At 62.3% G+C, this 18684-nt stretch carries 17 protein-coding genes; 6 read left to right on the top strand and 11 right to left on the bottom strand.

The features are described from left to right. Positions 1–26: 26 nt before the first annotated feature. Positions 27–1190 carry a hypothetical protein gene (locus tag ACFQ6Y_RS13665; protein ID WP_378633280.1) on the bottom strand — a complete coding sequence of 388 codons (1164 nt, stop codon included), beginning with the start codon at positions 1188–1190 and terminating at the stop codon, positions 27–29. After that, on the bottom strand, positions 1187–2410 hold the full coding sequence (locus ACFQ6Y_RS13660) for a phosphotransferase family protein (RefSeq protein ID WP_378633278.1): 1224 nt from the start codon (positions 2408–2410) through the stop codon (positions 1187–1189). Before ACFQ6Y_RS13660 ends, ACFQ6Y_RS13665 begins: the two co-directional genes overlap by 4 nt. 124 nt (positions 2411–2534) lie before the next feature. Between ACFQ6Y_RS13660 and ACFQ6Y_RS13655 the strand changes: the two genes are divergently transcribed. Beyond that, entirely contained in the window at positions 2535–3158 is a 624-nt protein-coding gene (locus ACFQ6Y_RS13655) for a TetR/AcrR family transcriptional regulator (RefSeq protein ID WP_378536299.1), read from the top strand. 97 nt (positions 3159–3255) lie between these two features. On the opposite strand, the gene ACFQ6Y_RS13650 is transcribed toward ACFQ6Y_RS13655, so the two are convergent. The 4 genes from ACFQ6Y_RS13650 to ACFQ6Y_RS13635 form a co-directional block, all read right to left on the bottom strand. After that, positions 3256–3636, bottom strand: coding sequence for a MerR family transcriptional regulator (locus ACFQ6Y_RS13650; protein WP_007735825.1), 381 nt, complete (start codon positions 3634–3636; stop codon positions 3256–3258). Further along, entirely contained in the window at positions 3633–4862 is a 1230-nt protein-coding gene (locus ACFQ6Y_RS13645) for an LLM class flavin-dependent oxidoreductase (RefSeq protein WP_378633275.1), read from the bottom strand. Before ACFQ6Y_RS13645 ends, ACFQ6Y_RS13650 begins: the two co-directional genes overlap by 4 nt. Beyond that, positions 4859–6115 (bottom strand): MFS transporter, encoded by a 1257-nt coding sequence (locus tag ACFQ6Y_RS13640; protein WP_378633272.1) that lies wholly within the window; start codon positions 6113–6115, stop codon positions 4859–4861. The genes ACFQ6Y_RS13645 and ACFQ6Y_RS13640 overlap by 4 nt, the downstream gene beginning before the upstream one ends. A gap of 83 nt (positions 6116–6198) precedes the next feature. Further along, on the bottom strand, positions 6199–7167 hold the full coding sequence (locus tag ACFQ6Y_RS13635) for a DUF2332 domain-containing protein (RefSeq protein ID WP_378633269.1): 969 nt from the start codon (positions 7165–7167) through the stop codon (positions 6199–6201). 150 nt (positions 7168–7317) lie between these two features. Between ACFQ6Y_RS13635 and rraA the strand changes: the two genes are divergently transcribed. Next, entirely contained in the window at positions 7318–7794 is a 477-nt protein-coding gene (gene rraA / locus ACFQ6Y_RS13630) for a ribonuclease E activity regulator RraA (protein ID WP_378633266.1), read from the top strand. A gap of 15 nt (positions 7795–7809) precedes the next feature. Here the strand turns inward: rraA and ACFQ6Y_RS13625 are convergent, their stop codons facing one another. Beyond that, positions 7810–8037 carry an RNA-binding S4 domain-containing protein gene (locus tag ACFQ6Y_RS13625; RefSeq protein ID WP_003943569.1) on the bottom strand — a complete coding sequence of 76 codons (228 nt, stop codon included), beginning with the start codon at positions 8035–8037 and terminating at the stop codon, positions 7810–7812. An 88-nt stretch (positions 8038–8125) separates the two neighbouring features. On the opposite strand from ACFQ6Y_RS13625, the gene lysX reads away from it, so the two are divergent. The 4 genes from lysX to ACFQ6Y_RS13605 all read left to right on the top strand — a co-directional run bounded on the left by lysX (position 8126) and on the right by ACFQ6Y_RS13605 (position 14479). Further along, positions 8126–11482 carry a bifunctional lysylphosphatidylglycerol synthetase/lysine--tRNA ligase LysX gene (lysX, locus tag ACFQ6Y_RS13620; RefSeq protein ID WP_378633261.1) on the top strand — a complete coding sequence of 1119 codons (3357 nt, stop codon included), beginning with the start codon at positions 8126–8128 and terminating at the stop codon, positions 11480–11482. A 13-nt stretch (positions 11483–11495) separates the two neighbouring features. Beyond that, a complete protein-coding gene (locus ACFQ6Y_RS13615) occupies positions 11496–12386 on the top strand; it encodes an alpha/beta fold hydrolase (protein WP_378633256.1) in 891 nt (296 codons plus the stop codon). 120 nt (positions 12387–12506) lie between these two features. Further along, positions 12507–13874 (top strand): diguanylate cyclase, encoded by a 1368-nt coding sequence (locus ACFQ6Y_RS13610; RefSeq protein ID WP_378633253.1) that lies wholly within the window; start codon positions 12507–12509, stop codon positions 13872–13874. 5 nt (positions 13875–13879) lie between these two features. Continuing rightward, positions 13880–14479, top strand: a complete 600-nt coding sequence (locus ACFQ6Y_RS13605; protein WP_378536281.1) for a histidine phosphatase family protein — start codon at positions 13880–13882, stop codon at positions 14477–14479. Between the two features lie 6 nt (positions 14480–14485). Here ACFQ6Y_RS13605 and ACFQ6Y_RS13600 read toward each other — a convergent pair whose 3' ends face one another. The 4 genes from ACFQ6Y_RS13600 to ACFQ6Y_RS13585 are packed head-to-tail and all read right to left on the bottom strand — an operon-like array spanning position 14486 to position 18612. Continuing rightward, a complete protein-coding gene (locus ACFQ6Y_RS13600) occupies positions 14486–15475 on the bottom strand; it encodes an ABC transporter ATP-binding protein (RefSeq protein WP_378633248.1) in 990 nt (329 codons plus the stop codon). After that, a complete protein-coding gene (locus ACFQ6Y_RS13595) occupies positions 15475–16572 on the bottom strand; it encodes an ABC transporter ATP-binding protein (protein ID WP_378445346.1) in 1098 nt (365 codons plus the stop codon). Before ACFQ6Y_RS13595 ends, ACFQ6Y_RS13600 begins: the two co-directional genes overlap by 1 nt. After that, positions 16569–17663 carry an ABC transporter permease gene (locus tag ACFQ6Y_RS13590; protein ID WP_378445764.1) on the bottom strand — a complete coding sequence of 365 codons (1095 nt, stop codon included), beginning with the start codon at positions 17661–17663 and terminating at the stop codon, positions 16569–16571. Before ACFQ6Y_RS13590 ends, ACFQ6Y_RS13595 begins: the two co-directional genes overlap by 4 nt. After that, the gene (locus tag ACFQ6Y_RS13585; protein WP_003943571.1) at positions 17656–18612 is read right to left on the bottom strand and encodes an ABC transporter permease; all 957 of its coding nucleotides are present in this window, start codon (positions 18610–18612) and stop codon (positions 17656–17658) included. The genes ACFQ6Y_RS13590 and ACFQ6Y_RS13585 overlap by 8 nt, the downstream gene beginning before the upstream one ends. Positions 18613–18684: the final 72 nt, after the last annotated feature.

Here is an 18684-nt window from a genome sequence, read left to right as displayed (position 1 = left end):
TGATCTGTAGTTACGGTGATCTGTAGTTAAGGTGCAACGTCACCGATGCCGGTAAAGCCGTATCGCTGATGAGGTCCGATGACTGCCACCTCGAACAGGCCTGTTCCGGTGCGGGATACGCCGTCCTCGACGAGGGTGAACCGGGCGAGATTGTCGACCGGACACAGCATCTTCTTCCACGGTTCGATCTCCGAAACCTTCTCTCGCAGGCCTTGAACCACCAGTTCGCCTTGCCACATCCCGTGGCGCCAATCCTGCTCGAGTCCGTAGCCTGTGCCGACACCGATGTAGTTGGGCAAAATCGGTTCGCAGGTGATCTCCAGAATATGGTCGGGCTCGCCTGGTGCACCGGGACGCCGGAAGTACAGAGTTCCGCTCTTCACCTCGCGTGTACCGGAGATGAAGGTGAGCTGGTGGTCGGGTCGACCCAACCACTCCGGCTCCCGCGAGCGGTCCGCCCAGACGCGAGTTGCATCCTCGAGGATTCGGCATCCCTGCTGATCTTCTTGAACGATCGTGACGACGGTGAAGTCGCCGAATTGCATGATCGAGTAAATCCAGAAGAAGTTCTGACTGCCTGCTATCGCCGGATCCGCCTTGCGCCCAGGAGGTTCCGCTTCACCGACCGGTCGAACACCCCAAGACCGATCGCGATTACCCCGCCACGTCTCCGGCGTGACGGGAATGACGTCGCCGTCCACGGTCAGAGATCCGGACCACGTGCCTGTCTGCACGAATCGTTGGGTGTCGAAGGTGACTCGTTCCAGCTGACGGTGGAAATGCCTGGCCTCGAGATTGGCCGGACCGTCGGACTCGAAGGTGAGGTCGAAGCTCAGATCCGGCGCCTCGGGGCTCGATTCCAACACCACACGTAGGCGGTGCAGACCCTCGATGATGTCGATTCGCAGTGGGCCTACTGACAGGTCCATTCGGTCGTCACCCAAGGCTCGGGATGCCCGGAAGACTATATGGTCTTCGCCGCGCCGAAGAACCGCAAAGCCGTCGCATACACCAAGATTGGGGTACTGACCGAGACCGATGATGAGAAACAGCGGCTCGGTGTCGCCGTCGACGCCGGCATGAGCGTTGAAGTAGTAGCGATCGTAGAAGTTTCGATCCGAGGTGCCCACGTGGCGGATAGTCTCCGCGATCTGATGTACCGGGTAGTCGTCGAGCGGGGACAGTGTCATCGCGCTTCTCCTGTTGTGACCGGGGCTGATGTAACCGGTACTGTTGCGAGCGACTCCCAATAAGTGCCGTCGAGCATGGCTTCGAGCGTCTTGTGGTGCAGGATCATCTCGTCCGGGTTGTCGGGGAACTCTGCCTGACCGAAAGCCACTGCGCGGCTTTGAACTCGGAACATGATCACCGCATGCCGCAACGCGGCGTACACGATGTAGAAATCGAGATCCGCTACCTGGTGTCCGGACAGCGAGCGGTAGGCATCGGCCACGTCCTCACGGCGCAGGAAGTCCGGCATTCCGGGGAGGCCGGCCATGGCCGCAAGATCCTCGAAGAACCTGTGCTGGAAGATCATCCAGCCGAGGTCCAGCTCACGCGGCCCCAGTGTGGCCATCTCCCAATCGAGGACCGCCGCCGGCTCGAAGTCGCGGTAGATGACATTTCCGATCCGCGAGTCACCCCAGCAGAGCACTGCGGAACCGGCATCGGCGGGAAAGTTCGCTTCGATCCAGTCGAAACCGCGCTCGATCAAAGGAGATCCTGGTCCGTCGGCTGTTGCCCACTCGTAATAGCGGCGCTGCTCCTCTAGGTGCGCGCGAAGTGCCTCTGTGCCAGTCGGTTCGACACCGTCGCGACACAGTTCAGGGAGTGCGAGGTGCGGATCGGCCATCGCGTGCAACTCCGCAAGTACGCGGACCGATGACTGCTGGAGTCGAGAACAGTCGTCGGCCGAAGCCTCCGAGAGCCAGGATCCGAACGTGTACGGCATGACGTCGGGCGGGATTTCACCGTCACGCCGCTCCATCACGAAGAATTCGCCGCCGAGCGCGTCCGGATTGCTCTCGGACCAGTACACCCGCGGGACCGGCACCGAGGTGTGTGCGGCGACGGCGCTCATCACCTGAAACTGCTGGTCCAGGTTGTACGACGGAAAGATCGGCACCGCGCTGTCTCGCGGTGCGATTCGGGCGACAAGGCGGTGCTCGGCTCGGACACCGTCCTCGATCCACGTCGCGTCGAAAAGCACGGTTTCGTTGGACATGCCGTTCGCGGCCGGCACCTCGACCGAGGTCACGGAAGGTTTCGAGCCTCGCCACAGCACGGTAGCGAGCCAGCTTTCGAGGTTGCGCCGCATCTCGGTCGGGTCGTTTCGGGATTCGCCGGGTCTGGCGAATTCGGCGTAGTCGGGATTCTCGCCTGAGGTTTCTGTTTCGGTTCGAAGGTTCATCACCACTCCTCGTGGTTCGGTGGCGCCGATGCGCACGTGCCGATTGTCGATACAATATGTATCGACTAAAGCCGTGACAGAATGTAACGGCCATCACAGCGATACCGCAAGGGATTTGCCGAAAATGTCCAAAGATTCCGAAACTCAGCACCGCCTGGGCCCGCAGCGAAACCCTGCAATCGACGACGCAGTACTGGACGCGACCAGGCAACTGTTAGAAGAAAAGGGGTATGCGGGCACGTCCATCGACGCCATCGCCACCCGTGCGGGAGTGGGGCGCCCGGCGATCTACCGTCGGTGGCCGTCGAAGGCGCACATCGTCAACGACGCGATTTACCCGGTGCTCGACGTCGAACAGGGCGCCGACATCGACACCGAACTCGGCACCGAGGGCACGATCACGGATCAGATCCGCGCGCTGGTGCACGGCGCGGTTGCACTGTTCGCAGCTCCTGCCACGCGAGCCGCTGCACCCGGGCTGATGAGCGAAGTGCGAACAAACGCGGAGTTGCGTGAGGTTCTGGTGGTGCGGCAACTGGCCGGAGTCCGCGTCGAGCTGAACCGTCGACTGGAAGCAGCGAGGGAGCGAGGCGACATCCGAAACGGCGTCGACGCCGACGCTCTTCTCGACATCATGGCGGGCGCGGCCATCTTCGCGATGTCGGTTCGGGATGTCCCGGACCCGGGACCGTTCGCCGACTCACTCGCCGACATAGTGCTGAACGGCATACTTCCCGACGACCGCTGAACCCTGAACCGTTGGTTTGCGCTGCCACGCGCGAAACGATGGACATAGGCATGGTCCGGACCAACTGACAGCACGCTCAGTGTTCATCCATCGACGTTCACCCATCGAGTGGGACCGTCTGTCGCTGCCTAACTTCTGCGATGTATTCACGGATGGCGTCGCGATTTTTCACCAGAAAGCTGATCTTCTCGTCAAGTCCCGACGCCTCCGCCTCGAGCATCGACAGCATCTCCGGTGTCACATCGCTCATGTGAATGACGCGTTCTTGGTCCAGGCAAGGAAGGATCTGCCGGATCACTCGCGTCGGGAAACCCATGTCCAACAACCCGCGTATCTGAAAAACCCGATCAACCATTCGTTCGTCGTAGTCGCGGTAACTGTTTTCGGATCGTCTCGGAGCAATCAGGCTTTGCTCCTCGTAATACCGCAAGAGACGGCGGGATACCCGTGTCGCTTCCGACAGCTCGCCGATCTTCATGTGGTCGCCGATGTTTCGAGCGACGCTGTCTGGAGACGCTCTCGCAACGTGCGCACCCGGGTGCTCGCCCCGAAAGCAGCGGGAAACTGTTCGAGGAGAAGTGGGATGTCCCGGCCGTTCACCGCTGGCCGCAGTCGCACGCCATGCGCGCCAGCCGATACGAGTTCGTCGATCCGGTGCATCAGTTCACCCACCGAACCGACAAAAATGTCGGTGTCGGACGAATACGGTCCGCCTGACAACTTGTCGAGGGCACGCTTCTGCTGCACCGCCTCAGAATGGGTCGCGCCGAGGAAGACCACGAGATCCACCAGGATCGCCAGCGGCTCATCGATCAAATTTCGCTGCACTGCAACACATTCAGCGTTGACAGCGTCGAGAACATCACCGATGGTGACACCATTGACACTCGGAGTTGGCGTCACCAGGATGACATCAGCCGAGGCAGCGGCCAACCGATAAGGAACTTGGGCGTGATGCGCCAGCGCGACAACGACAGGTCTCAAGCCTTCGGCAACAGGGACGGCGAGTGGCCCGGAAACCTCGAAATTCGTTGTCACAATTGACTTGTCAGAGATCTTGTCGATATCGACGAATCGGCCATCGGCGCCTTCTTGGAGTGCGCCTTCGGTCCATGTCGACCACAATGCTCGGAGTATTTCGATCGACTCGGTCGCGCTCGAGAAGACCTGCTCCAGTCGGGTTCCAATCAATTCGGGGAAGTAGATGTCGGACTCTCTCAACTCCGGCACGGGTTGCGGACGAACGAAATGACGTCTGTCGATGCTTCGCGAAGTGATCTGGGCACGGAGGCCGACTCGGCCCCCGCTCAAGAGATTGAGCGATGCGATTTCGGTGGCGATACTGTATGGCTCACTGTGAGTCAGGTTTCTCGCGGCGATCACGCCGACTCTCTGCGTCCCGAAAACAGCCAGTGCCGTCAACGCTACCGGCGACAACCGACCACGAACCTGGTCTTCCTTGTCGTCGATTCTCCTGAAGTCCGACGACTGCAAACCGATCGATTCTTCGAAAGTGACAAAATCGAGGACCGATGCATCTATGTCGCGCAACAACTCCGACCAGTAGTGAGCAGTGAAGAGTTCGGCAGGGGCATGCCCCTGCAATCGCCATGCCGCCGGATGCCAGCCGGCTGGTTCCAGCGCGATACCGATGACCGGTGACCGATGGATCGGCGGCCTTTGAATCGACGGCGTTGCGTTCATGCGTGTGCCTGACCTTCCTGATGGATTTGTGCAGGTGACCGGAACCCGTCTCCGCGTGCGGCCCACATGATCACCACGCAGAGCAGGGCGAGTGCGACCGTCCACCACGGGAGGGATCGAGCACCGTTGAGAGACAACAGAACTCCACCCATCACCGCACCTGCTGCCATCGCACCGTTCCACAGCGTCGTGAGAACCGCTTGAGCCTCGTCTGCGTGTGAGCCCGCAGCAATCGCTGCCGAAGTTTGCAGCAGAGTCGGAATTCCACCCCACCCCAATCCCCATACGGCAGCTGCCAAGTAGACGAGCAGCGCATCCTCCGTGGTGACAGCCAGTACGGTTGCGGCGACCGCAATCAGGACAGCGCCGACAAAGGCAAAGGTCCGTAGTCGCGTGTAGATTTGTTTGCCCACAACAACAATGCTGATGAGGCATGCCACCCCGAAGGTCAACAGAACGAGGTCATTGTCATCTCCCATTTCGATCGACTCGAGGAACGGAGCGATGTATGCATAAAGGATGGTGTGGCCCAACACCACGGTGAACGTCACGATCAGAACTGCGTCGACACCGGGAATGCGCGCCGCCTCGAACATGCTTCGCCGTCTACGGTCGCGGGGCCGACCTGGACGATCGGGAACCGACACCGCGATTGCAACGAGTAGCGCAACAGCCAGTATCGACATGAGATAGAACGGTGCCCGCCACCCGGTAGCGTTACCCAAGTATGTCCCGAACGGAACGCCGAGCGCGAGAGCGAGCGGAATTCCGGCCATCGCGAACGCGATGGCGCGACCCTCGAGATGTTTCGGGGCAAGACTTCTGGCGTATCCGGCGAGCAATGCCCAGGCGATACCTGCAGCAACTCCCGCAATGAACCGGGCGGTCATCGTCAGAAAATAGTCGGAAGAAAATGCAGTAACCGTGTTGGCGAACGCAAACCCGAGAATCGAGGTCAGCAGTAACACCTTTCGTGACCAAGACGCCGTCGCTGCGATCAGGGGAATTGTCGTCAGCGCCGTCCCCAGCGCGTAGATCATGATCGTCTGCCCGGCGGCTGATTCACTGACATCGAGACCTTCACTCATTGCCGGCAACACTCCCGCTGGGAGCGTTTCCGTCAGGCTGGTGATGAAGACGGACGCGAACAACGCCAGCAGGGGAACGAGCGGAAGTGTGTCCCCGCGATCCTGTTCCGCAAGAAACTGTTTCGCTCCTGATGTGTGGTGCTTTGAATCGATGTCGTCTGCCATGAAACGATTGTCAACCTTCACATCAATGTGAAGGTCAAGCTCTCCGCAAAGATCGGACCGCGAATCAATCAATCTGATGCCGTTCAAGTTTGGTCTATCCAGTCGAGGAACTGCCCGTGTCCACCGGCTAGCCCGTGAGGTGTGCCGTCAAGAGAGACAACAAATTTGCCGCGACATTCCTCGTGTGACACGGTCAGCGCTGCGTCGACTTCAGGTAGAACGCCAATACCTTCGTTGGCGATCCAGTGACATGGCAAAGCGCGAACAATCTCTGTGAATTTCACTCTGGCAGTTGGGATCAGATAGTTGAGGACTGCGCTGTGAAAGACGACGATCGTGGTGTCGAGTGGCGCACGCTCGACGAGATCGGCCACAGCTGACGTGAGATCTCCGCGAACCAGACGAGGCGGATCCGCACGAGCGAGGGCGGCTGCGTCGTGCAATCGGCGACGGCGGTAGTCCTGTTCCGGCCATACAAGACTCTCCAACCATCTCATGTCGTCAGTGTCGTTTACATCAAGCGGATTGAGGTCGATTCCCGCCCGGTACACCACGTCTGGGACTCTCTCCGGAATTGGCGGACTGCCGGTCGTCGCACACTCCAGCAGAACGGTGGACGGACCATCTACTGGATGCAGATACCTTTCGCCGTCGTAGAGAAAGCTGTAGCGGTCCGGATAAAGGCACAGGCCCGCCGAAGCACCGACTTCGATGAGGGAGAGCGGGCCCTTCAACAACCCGAGAACGGGAAGCAACACAGCAACGCGGCCTGCTTCATTGGTCTGTGTAGTCCGGATCCGCGCAAGTTGTTCCACCTCTGACCAGTTCTCGCTCAACCACCGGCGGAACGACGCGTACGGCTCAACCGGGGCACCGAGGTGACGGCTCGCCCCGAACACCAGGTTGGGTTGCCTGCGGGGTTCTGGAAGCCGATCGATCAGAGCGAGGACTGCTGGATCCTCCGATACGCGGATGCCCCATTCCTCGTAGATCGCTGAGTTCCCTCGAGCCTCCACTTCCGCGAACGATCGGTACCAGCGCGATGTGTCCACCGTCGATGTCTACCGGATGGCGTGTGGTGCGGAAAGGTTTTCGATCACGCCGACGCGTAACTCGAAGACGTCCCCCCCGTCAGGCGTGCGGGCCCGAGCACCCTCCCCGACGACAACCAGGCGCGAACCCCGCCGACTATCCTGTGGGGCATGACCGAGCCTGTAGCGACCGCTGACCTTGCCGACGAGATCGGACCCGACATCCGTAGCTGCGACACGCAGTTCACCCAGTTCGGTGGACGTGACGTTTTTGCCGGCCCCATCACCACCATCAAGTGCTTCCAGGACAACCTGCTCGTGAAGCAGACCCTCAGCGAACCGGGCAACGGTGGAGTCCTCGTCGTCGACGGTGACGCGAGCATCCACACCGCACTGGTCGGCGACATCATTGCCGGCCGCGGCGTCGACAACGGCTGGGCCGGCGTCATCGTCAACGGAGCCGTCCGTGACTCGGCGATCCTGCGCACCCTCGACATCGGCGTCAAGGCTTTGGGTACCAACCCGCGCAAGAGCACTCAGACAGGTTCGGGTGAGAAGAACGTGCCAATCGAAATCGGCGGCGTCACCTTCAACCCCGGCGAGATCGTCTACAGCGACCAGGACGGCGTCGTCGTTCGCGAAAGCTAGTCAGACGTCGCGGGATCAGGCGGGGGCTTCCACTTTGGCGGCCATCCCGCCGATCTCGACGACATCGCCGTCACGAAGCTGGCGGCCCCGACGATCTTCGACCTCACCGTTGACCGAAACCATGCCGTCGGCGATCACTTCCTTGGCCTCCGCGCCCGATTCGATGAGGTTCGCAAGCTTGAGAAACTGACCGAGCCGAATCATTTCGTCGCGGATGGGTACTGCTGGAATGTTGTCGGTCATGTCAATCATCTTCCTCCTCCCACAAAACTGGACACGACAGACCACACTTAGCGTGAGGATCTGATCGACCGGTAGGAGAGGAAGCTCGATGGCACCATTGACCGAGGTATCGGACACCACTGCAGAGTTGGTGGAATCGCCACCCGAAAATCCGCGCCAGGCGCGTCGATTCCGCAAAGGGCGGTTCAGCCAGGTTCCTCATATCTCGGGACTGATCCTCGGAGTCTTCTCCGTACTGGTGTTCCTGTGGAGCATCTCGCCGGTTCTGCGGCACATCCTCCGCGTCCCACGCGAATACATCGACAGCTACTACTTCGACGCACCCGATACGAGCCTGTCGTGGGCGCTCGTCGTCGCCCTGCTCGCCGCTGCCCTCGCGAGCCGCAAGCGCATCGCCTGGTGGCTGCTGACGATCTACCTGGCGCTGATCACCCTCACGAACATCGCCTCCGCGATCGTCGACAAGAACCCGAACAACGCCGTGGCAGTTGTGGTTTTGCTTGTCGTGATCGGAATCCTCATCGCGGCGAGGCCCGAGTTCTACACACGCGTACGACGCGGTGCCGGCTGGAAAGCTCTCGGCGTGCTGATCGGCGGCATGGCTGTCGCGACCGTGATCGGTTGGGGCCTTGTCGAACTCTTCCCGGGTGACTTGCCGCAGAACCAGCGATTCCTGTGGGCCCTGAACCGCGTCACCGCTGCGGCTTCGGTCGACAACGAGGTGTTCGACGGTCACCCGCGCGTCTTCGTCAACACGGTCCTCGGTCTCCTCGGTGCCATCGCGCTCCTCGCCGCCGTCATGACGCTCTTCCGCGCGCAACGCTCCAACAACGCCCTCACCGGAAACGACGAGTCCGCGATTCGCGGATTGATCCAGAACTTCGGCGCCGACGACTCGCTCGCCTACTTCGCCACCCGCCGCGACAAGGCGGTCATCTTCGCGCCGAGCGGCAAGGCCGCCATCACGTACCGCGTCGAGATCGGCGTCTGCCTCGCCAGTGGTGATCCCATCGGCGATCCCGAAGCGTGGCCGCACGCCATCGAAGCGTGGCAGGGACTCGCGTCGCAGTACGGCTGGGCGACAGCCGTCATGGGTGCCAGCGAAATCGGAGCGACGGCGTACAAAAAGGCGGGCCTGAGCGTCCTGCAACTCGGCGACGAAGCGATCCTGCGCACCCGCGAATTCAACCTCAACGGACGCGACATGCGCCCGGTCCGTCAGGCCGTCACCCGCGTGAGGCGCCACGGCGTCACTGTCCGGATGCGACGTCATCGTGACGTTCCGCCGGAGGACATGTCGGCCGTCATCATCCGCGCCGACGACTGGCGCGACACCGACACCGAGCGCGGCTTCTCCATGGCGCTCGGCCGACTGGGCGATCACCTCGACGGCGACTGCCTCCTCGTCGAAGCCGTCATGGGTGAAGGCACCGAGGACGAAAGCGTCGTCGGCATGCTCTCGCTCGTGCCGTGGGGACCGAACGGCGTTTCGCTCGATCTGATGCGTCGCAAGTCGACTGCGCCCAACGGAGTCATCGAATTGATGGTCGCGGAGTTGGCCACACGCTCGGACGAGATCGGCGTCGTACGGGTCTCGCTCAACTTCGCCGTGTTCCGCTCGGTATTCGAGGAAGGTTCGCGCATCGGCGCCGGCCCGATCCTCCGCATTTGGCGCTCGGTGCTCGTCTTCTTCTCGCGCTGGTGGCAACTCGAAGCCCTGTACCGCTCGAATGTGAAGTACCAGCCTGATTGGGAGCCACGCTTCCTCTGCTTCGAGGACAACCGCGAACTGCCGCGCGTCGGATTCGCGTCGGCCATCGCCGAAGGCTTTGTGGTGCTGCCCAGTTTCGGGCGCAAGTCGAGCCAGGTCGTCAAACACACCGGCACGCATGTGGCGGTGCCCGCCGCTCTGGTGACGTCCGAAGGACTGCACGCCGACGGCAGTCCGCCGGACTCGGCGCCGTCGTTCACCACCAACGGCCCGCGTCGACCCGAACAGGTCCGAGTGCGCATGAACAAGCTCGCGCAACTCGCCGACGAAGGGATCGCCGCCTACCCCGTCGCCTACCCGCCGACGCACACGATCGCTGCCGCAGCAAAGTCACCGGAGGGCACCCGCGTGCGAATCGCGGGACGCCTGCTGAGGGTTCGCGACTACGGCGGAGTGGTGTTCACGGACGTGCGCGACTGGTCCGGCGACATCCAGGTTCTGGTCGACCAGGACAACGTCGGCCGCGAGAAGTTGGCGGAGTTCGCCGCCGAGTTCGATCTCGGTGACCTGATCGAAGTCAGCGGAACCATCGGACGCAGCCGCAAGGGCGAGCTGTCGCTCATCGCCGTCGAGTGGCGCATGAACGGCAAGTGCCTGCACCCGCTGCCGGACAAGTGGAAGGGCCTCTCGGATCCCGAGACCCGAGTCCGCCAGCGGTACCTCGACATCGCCCTCAACCCGAAGGCCCGCGAACTGCTCGAGGCCCGAAGCGCCGTCGTGAAGTCGCTGCGCGATTCACTCGGTGGTCGCGGATACCTCGAAGTCGAGACCCCGATTCTGCAGCAGGTGCATGGCGGCGCGAATGCCGCTCCGTTCCTGACACACATCAACGCGTACAACCTCGACCTCTATCTCCGCATCGCACCCGAGCTGTACCTGAAGCGCCTGTGCGTCGCCGGTATGGAGAAGGTGTTCGAGATCGGCCGCGTGTTCCGCAACGAGGGCGTCGACTTCAAACACAATCCCGAGTTCACGATCCTCGAGGCGTACGAAGCCCACAGCGACTACGAGGGAATGATGCGGATGTGCCGCGAGCTGATCCAGGCGGCGGCCGTCGCAGCGTTCGGTCGCGAGATCATCATGCGTCCCGGCCCGGACGGCGAACTGGTCGAGGTCGACATCTCCGGCGAGTGGCCGGTGAAGACGATGCACGGCGCCGTCGCCGAAAAACTTGGTGTCGACGTCTCCCCCGAGACAAGTCTCGAAGACCTGCAGAAGCTGTGCGACGCCAACGAGATCCCGTACCAGTCCAGCTGGGACACCGGCGCCATTGCGCAGGAAATGTACGAGCACCTGGTCGAGGACTACACCGAGTTCCCGACGTTCTACACCAACTTCCCCACCTCGATGTCGCCGCTCACCCGGCCGCACCGCAGCATCCCCGGCGTCGCCGAGAAGTGGGACCTGGTGGCGTGGGGCGTCGAACTCGGAACCGCGTACAGCGAGCTGACGGACCCCGTGGATCAGCGCAACAGGCTTACCGAGCAGTCGATGCTCGCGGCCGGCGGCGATCCCGAAGCGATGGAATTGGACGAGGACTTCCTTCAAGCCCTCGAACACGCGATGCCGCCGACGGGTGGTCTCGGGATGGGCGTCGACCGAATCGTCATGCTGATCACGGGTGGCAGCATCCGCGAGACGCTGGCCTTCCCCCTCGCGAAACCGCGTCAGTAGTCCGGATTCTCGCGTGCCGGAATTGTTCCACGTGAAACCACCGGGCGAGATCTTGCAGGTCGGCGAGAGCCGACTGCATGTTCTTGCCGAGGGCGACGGCCCCGTCGTCGTCCTGTGCGGTGGGCTGGCGGGCAATTGGTTCGACTGGGATGACTGCGCGCGTCATCTTCAGTCGGACCACACCGTCGTCCGCTTCGATCGCCCGGGCTTCGGGCTCAGCGAGCCTACTTCCGAAGTTCCGACCGTCCGCGGCGAAGCTCAGCGGATCCTCGATGTTCTCGACGCTCTGGGGTTGGCGGGGCCCGCGGTGGCGGTCGGTCACTCCATCGCCGGCTTCTACGCCGAAGGCTTCGCGCGCCTGTTCCCCGATCGCGCAGCGGGCATGCTCCTCCTCGACTCCAGTGCCGAGAAAGAGCCGAAACGTCTTTTCCCTCGCGACCTGCTGCTGATCGCCTCCCGGGCCGCCGCGGCTTCGTTCAGCACCACTGGGCTCCAACGACTCCTCGGCACCACGACGCGCAAGATCCTCAACCAGTCCGTGCCGCCGAGCGGGTCGTCCGAAGCCACTCTCGAATGGGTCCGGAAGATCTACCGCGAGCCTCATTATCTGGAAGCGGCGATGATCGAATACGTCGCGTACACCGATATGGCCCTGGAGCTCACCGCTTTACGACGCTCGAGCAAGCATCCACTGCCCGACATCGACCTCAGCGTCGTCGCCGCGCACACGGGCCACACCACTCCCTGGTCCATCGCCTGGATGGCAAAGCAGCAGAAACTCGCCACCTACCTCGGCGGGAGTTTTCACGTCCTGCGTCCGGCGCATCACCACGCCATGATCGATCAGCCCGAGGAGTTGGCGGACTTGATTCGGCGTCTCACGCAGCCGAACCGTCGAGGATGATGCTTCAACCTACAACTCGGACAGTAGCCGGATCATTGCTAGGCTCGGACAGCTTCTGCTATCTACGACAGGCTGACCATGGACCGTTCGACACGTCGGGTGCGCTCCTGCCTTATTTTCGTGGCGATCCTCGTTGTCGCCCTGGCGGGCATCGCCGCCCGTCCACCCGGGTTTCTGTCGACCTTCTGGCCCGCCAACGCGATCCTTCTGGGCATTCTCCTCCGTAACCCTCGCTCGTTTGCGCCGATCGGACTCGCCGTCGGCGGCGCCGCGCTGCTGACGGCGGATCTTTCGACCGGAAGTTCGGTGCAGCGGGCATTCGAATTGAACGGCATCAATCTGGTCGGGGTGACGACGGGATTGATCGCCGCGAACTTGCTCGGCTGCTTTCCGAGGCGGATCCCCGAGACCAAGTACACCACCAGAATCTTCCTCGTCTCCGTTCTGGCGTCGTTCACGGCCGGGTCCGCGAGCGCGCTACGCACTCAACTTCACGAAGGAAGCGGCGCGGCAACGGAATTGGTGGGGTGGTTCTTCGCCGACCTGTGTACGTATCTGATCGTGCTGCCGATCGTCCTTTCTGCACCGACGCTCGAACACATTCGTAGGACTTTCGGGCCGTCCGTGCGGCAGAGTCTGCACTTGCGGCGGCTCGCACAGATCCTGGCACCTCTGGCCGCTCTACTGGCCTGTCTGCCACTCGCCCTGGAGGTTCAGGGAGCCCTTGCGCTGCTGCTGCCGATGCCGGCGCTCCTGTGGTGCGCAATGCGTGTCTCACTGTTCAGCACTTCGCTCCTGGCAGCCGGATGGGGCGCGTGGGCACTGGTCATGGCAGGCCAGGGGCGACTGGCACTCGCAGATCCGGTTCATCTGCTCAGCGAGGGTGTGACCACCCGGATCTCCGTCATTCTGATGGCACTCTCCCCCATCGCCGTAGCCGTCGCCACGGGCGCACAGCGACGCGCTGAACGTGAACTCCAACGCATCGCCGAATGCGACGCCCTGACCGGAACACTGAGTCGCCACGCGTTCTGGACCCAATCGCAGGAACTCCTCGACGCCCAGCACGCGGCGCAACGACCGATCGCCGTCATGATGCTCGATCTCGACCACTTCAAATCGATCAACGACAACCTCGGCCACCTCGCCGGCGATTCCGTCCTCGAACAGTTCGGTAACACCCTCCTCGCCACTACCGAAGGCCTGGGACTTTCCGGCCGCCTGGGTGGTGAAGAATTTGCCGTCGCGATAGCCGACTGCACCTTCGAGGAAGCAATCCAGCTCGCGGAGAAGATTCGGCTGACTCAGGAGTCCCACGCGCGATCCATTCGCGGTTTCGCGGGGACGGTCAGTATCGGCGTCGCCTGGGTCGACCGGGCGATGCAGGGGATGGAGACTCTGCTCGACATCGCAGACAACGCGATGTACCAGGCAAAACGCGAAGGGCGAAACCTCGTGGTGGCGTTCGATCTCTACATGGCAAGGTGACGTAGGTGCAACTACTCCTGATCCGACACGCGCTCCCCGAACTGGCCGAGGTCACCGAAGGCCGCGCCGATCCCTCGCTGACCGACGAAGGCCGTGCCCAGGCACTTCGTCTGCCCGCAGCACTGGCGCCGTACCGGATCACCGGACTATTCAGCAGCCCGCAGAAGCGCGCACTCGAGACCGCGGCCCCGGTCGCGCAGGTAGTGGACCTTCCGGTAACCCAGCTCGAGGGTCTGGCGGAATACGACTACGAGCAGCCCCACTACATCCCGATGCACGAGGTCCTGGAGCGGGCACCGGAAACCTATGCGCGTATCAAAGCCGGCTGGCTCCCGGAGTCGGTGGACGGCGACGCATTTCGTGCGCGAGTCCTCGGTGCGATCGACGAGATAGTCGCGGCGACCGACAACGACGCCACCGTGGCGATCTTCTGCCACGGTGGCGTCGTCAACATCGTTTTGCAGGAACTGCTCGGGCTGGAGCGCCCGTTGACCTTCCCGATCGAGTACGTCTCCGTCACGCGAATTCTTGTTTCCCGCAGTGGAAGCCGAAGGGTCGGGTCCATCAACGAAACAGGTCACGTGCGCAACATGTTGCGCGTCTAGCTCAACTCATACGTGGTGGCACGCCACCTGATGGCCGCCCTCGACGAGACGAAGTTCGGGAACTTCCTCGGCGCAGAGATCAGTGGCCAGCGGGCACCGCGTGCGGAAGCGGCAGCCGCTGGGCGGATTGAGCGGCGACGGCAGTTCGATGACCTTCTGCTCGACATTCTGCGCCGCGGTGACGGTGGCGTCGGGATCGGGAATCGACGCCAGCAGTAGCTGCGTGTACGGATGCAGCGCGCGGTTCTGCATGTCTTCTGCGGGAACGATTTCGCACACGCGGCCCAGGTACATGATCATCACGCGGTCGCTGATGTTCTTCACGACGGCCATGTTGTGCGCGATGAACAGCAGAGACAGCCCGTGGCGCTTCTTTGCGTCCTCGAGCAGGTTCAGAATCTGCGCCTGCACGGACACGTCGAGGCTCGAGACCGGCTCGTCACAGATCAGGACCTTGGGGTCGAGCATCAACGCGCGGGCGATGCACACACGCTGGCACTGTCCGCCCGAGAGCTCGCGCGGCGTCCGGTCCCACACCATGTCCGGGTCCAACCCGACCTCGGCAAGAACCTCGCGCGCCCGAGTTTCGATGGCGGCCTTGTCTTTTCCGCCCCAGATCGACGGGCCCTCGGTGATGAGAGCCTTGACCTTGCGACGGGGGTTCAGGGAGGAGATGGGATCCTGAAAGATCATCTGCAACTGAGTGCGGCTGCGACGCAACTCTTCCGCACCCAGTGCCGTCATTTCCGTCTCTCCGAGGCGGATCGAGCCCGACGTCGGTGAGGGCAACTGCATGATCGCCCGGCCCGCCGTGGACTTGCCGCAGCCGGATTCACCGACCACACCCAAGGTTTCACCCGGAGCGACGGTGAAGCTGATCCCGGACACGGCGTGAACCGTCTGCCCCTTGCCGACGTTGAATTCGACGACCAGGTCCTCGACGGTCAAGGCCGCGTCCACCGTCTCGGGCTTTCTGGTATCGGTTGCTGCAGTCATCAGACCATCTCCTTCACCGCGAGCGTCAGGCCCGCTGCGGTAGTGCCGGCCTTCTCGTTGGCGACCAATGCCGTTGTGCCTTCCGGGGTATCGACCGGGTAGTGGCACGCGAACGTGTGACTTTCAGTTGTGTTGTCCCCAGGTCCGCCGGGAGCCAGAGCCGGGTCACCGGTCAAGCAGTCGTCCTGGGCGTACCGGCAGCGAGCAGCGAAGCGGCAACCGGTGATCGGCTTCGTCATGTCCGGGAGCCCACCCGGAATTGTCTGCAGCACTGTGTGCGTCGGCGATTCGAGTCGCGGAATCGCGGCCATCAATGCTTCGGTGTACGGATGACGCGGACGAGTGAACAGCTCTTCGGTTGCCGACGTTTCCACGACGGATCCGGCGTACATGACGGCGACGCGATCCGAACGACCCGAGACCACCCCGAGGTCGTGGCTGATCAGGATGACGGCCATGTTGAGCTTGTCGTTGAGCGAGGCGAGCAGATCGAGGATCTGCTTCTGGACCGTCACGTCGAGAGCGGTGGTCGGCTCGTCGGCGATCAGCAGTTTCGGCTCGCAGGCCAGTGCCATCGCGATGACCACACGCTGTCGCATACCGCCCGAAAGTTCGTGGGGGTACTGATCGAGCCGACGCTTGGGCTCGGGGATGCCCACCATCGACAGGAGTTCCGCAGCGCGATCGCGCGCCGCGTCCTTCTTCAGACCAAGGTGGAACTTCAAGGATTCGGTGATGTGCGTACCGATGCGCTTGAACGGATTGAGCGAGGTCATCGGATCCTGGAAGACCATGGCGATCTCGGGTCCCCAGAAGTGCTTCATCTCCGACTTCTTCATCGTCGACATGTCGCGGCCGGCGAACGTCACCGTTCCGGTGATGTCGAGGGCGGGACCCTTCTGGAGCAGACCCATGATGGTGCGCCCGAGAACCGACTTGCCGGAACCGGATTCGCCTACGATGCCGAGAGTTTCACCAGCGGAGACGTGGATCGAGACACCGTCGACTGCTCGCAACTGGCCACGCGGAGTGGCGAATACGGTTCTGATGTTGTCCGCCTGCAGCAGCGGAACGCCGTTCTGAGATGAAGTGGTCACAGCTTACTCCGATACTTCTCACCGATGAGGTTGAAGGAGAACACCGTCAGGAAGAGGAAGACACCTGGTACCAGGACGATGAACGGATGCTTCTCCACGATCCCGCCCTGACCTTCGGCAATCATGTTGCCCCAGGTCGGATCGGGTTGTGCGATACCGAGTCCGAGGAAGCTCAGTGAGGCTTCCGCGACGATCAGACCGGAGACGGCCACCAAGCCGAGCGCAGCGACGGGAACGAGGACGTTGGGAACCAACTCGCGCCAGATGACACGCCATTTGGTGGCGCCCATGGCACGGGCGGCCAGCACGAACTCGCGTTGGGCGACAACAATGGTGTTGGCCCTCGCGATTCGAACCATGCTGGGAATGCAGAGAATCGAGAGTGCGAGCGTGATGTTGCGCAGGTTCGACGTCAGCACCGCGGCCAGTGCGATGAGCAGGACCAGGGAAGGAATGGCCAGCAGCGAGTTGGTCAGGATTCCGACGACGGCATCGACCTTGCCGCGGAAATAGCCGGCCATGACGCCGATGGTGCCACCGATGATCATGCCGATCAGTACGGCGCAGATGGCGACGGTCAAGGAAGCGCGAGCCCCGAACAGGGCGCGGGCGAGGAGGTCGAGACCGAAGTTGTTGGTACCCAACGGGTGCTCGGACAACAGGCTCGGCGAGGCGAAGCCCGGCTCGGCCAATGTCTTGACCGTGTCCTTGTACTCACCGAGCGGCAGCAGCGGCGCGAAGATCGCGGCCAGGATCAGGGCGACCAGCCAGATGCACGCCAACCAGTACGAGAGATCGAACTGACTGCCCCACTTGGACGTACCGAGCTTGCCGAGACCCTTGAAGAGGAAAACCAGGGCAACGAGCGCGAGCACGATGCGGACGGTCATCATGATGGCCGAACCGAAGAGTGCGGTGCCGAGGAGCGCAAAGCCGACCACCGTGAGAATCGACCCGATCAGGACCAGGTTCTTCGGCTGTTCCAGCGTTTCGACGGGACCGGGAGCCAGCAGGACTGTCTGCTGCCGGTATGTCATCACCTCGGACGGGGCCGGCGACGGGGCCGCTCCGTCTGGCGTCACTTCAGACATGGACACGACGACTCCTCGGGTCAAGATAGGTGTACAGAACATCGATCGCGCTGTTGACGAGGACGTAGATGACGGCGATCACGACCACCGCGCCCAGCAGCATCGGCGAATCACCTTGCTGCGCTGCGCGGACGATGAGCGTGCCCATTCCGGGCAGTGAGAACAGCGTCTCGACGATCACGGTGCTGCCGATCATGCCGCCGAGAGCCAGACCCATCATCGTGATGAGCGAGAACGACGACGGGCGAAGCGCGTCACTGAAAAGCACTCGCAGCGTGGGCATTCCTTTGGCCTTCGACGCGAGGATGTAATCCTCACGGAGCGTCGTCACCAAGTCGGAGCGGAGAACGCGAGTGAACATCGCCATCTCGAGGAGGCTGATGGTGATCGCGGGAAGTATTGCGTGTGAAAGGTTTCCGGAGAGGCTGTCACCGATGCGCACCCACTGTGATCGCGGGAACCAGCCGAGCCAGTTGACGGTGACCATGATCAGCAACAGACCGGCAAGGAAGCTCGGGACGGAAAGAACACCGAACGTCGCGGCGCTGATGACGCGGTCGATGACGCCGCCTTCGTGGTGTGCCGACCAGAGTGCCAGCGGAACTGCGACGACGAGGGCGATGACGAGACCCATCACTGCCAACTGCACGCTGACGGGGAGGGCGGAACTGATCGCCGTGAGGACGTCCTGCTGCGGGGGAACGAGCGAGTTACCAAGGTCGCCCTGCAGAGCACTGGTCAACCAGTCCCAATAGCGAACCAGGAGTGGATCGTTGAGGCCGAGCTGCTGGCGAACTTCCTCGTACTCGGCAGGCGTGCGCCCCTCACCGAGGACGGAGACAGCGGGATCGCCGGGGATCAGTGATGCCAGCACGAAGGTTCCGAAGCTGACGATCAGGATCACAATGACGAGCTGGCCCAATTTCTTACCTATTGCGCCGATGTTCATCGATTTCGTCTCCTTCGGACAGCGAGCTCGCAATACACAGCAGTTCCTCTGATTTCATTTCTTCGTTCACAG

This window comes from Rhodococcus sp. NPDC056516 (assembly GCF_042794655.1).
GTDB lineage: Bacteria > Actinomycetota > Actinomycetes > Mycobacteriales > Mycobacteriaceae > Rhodococcus_F.
The sequence above is the reverse complement of the archived record's forward strand: the minus strand, read 5'-3'. Positions and strand labels throughout refer to the sequence as shown.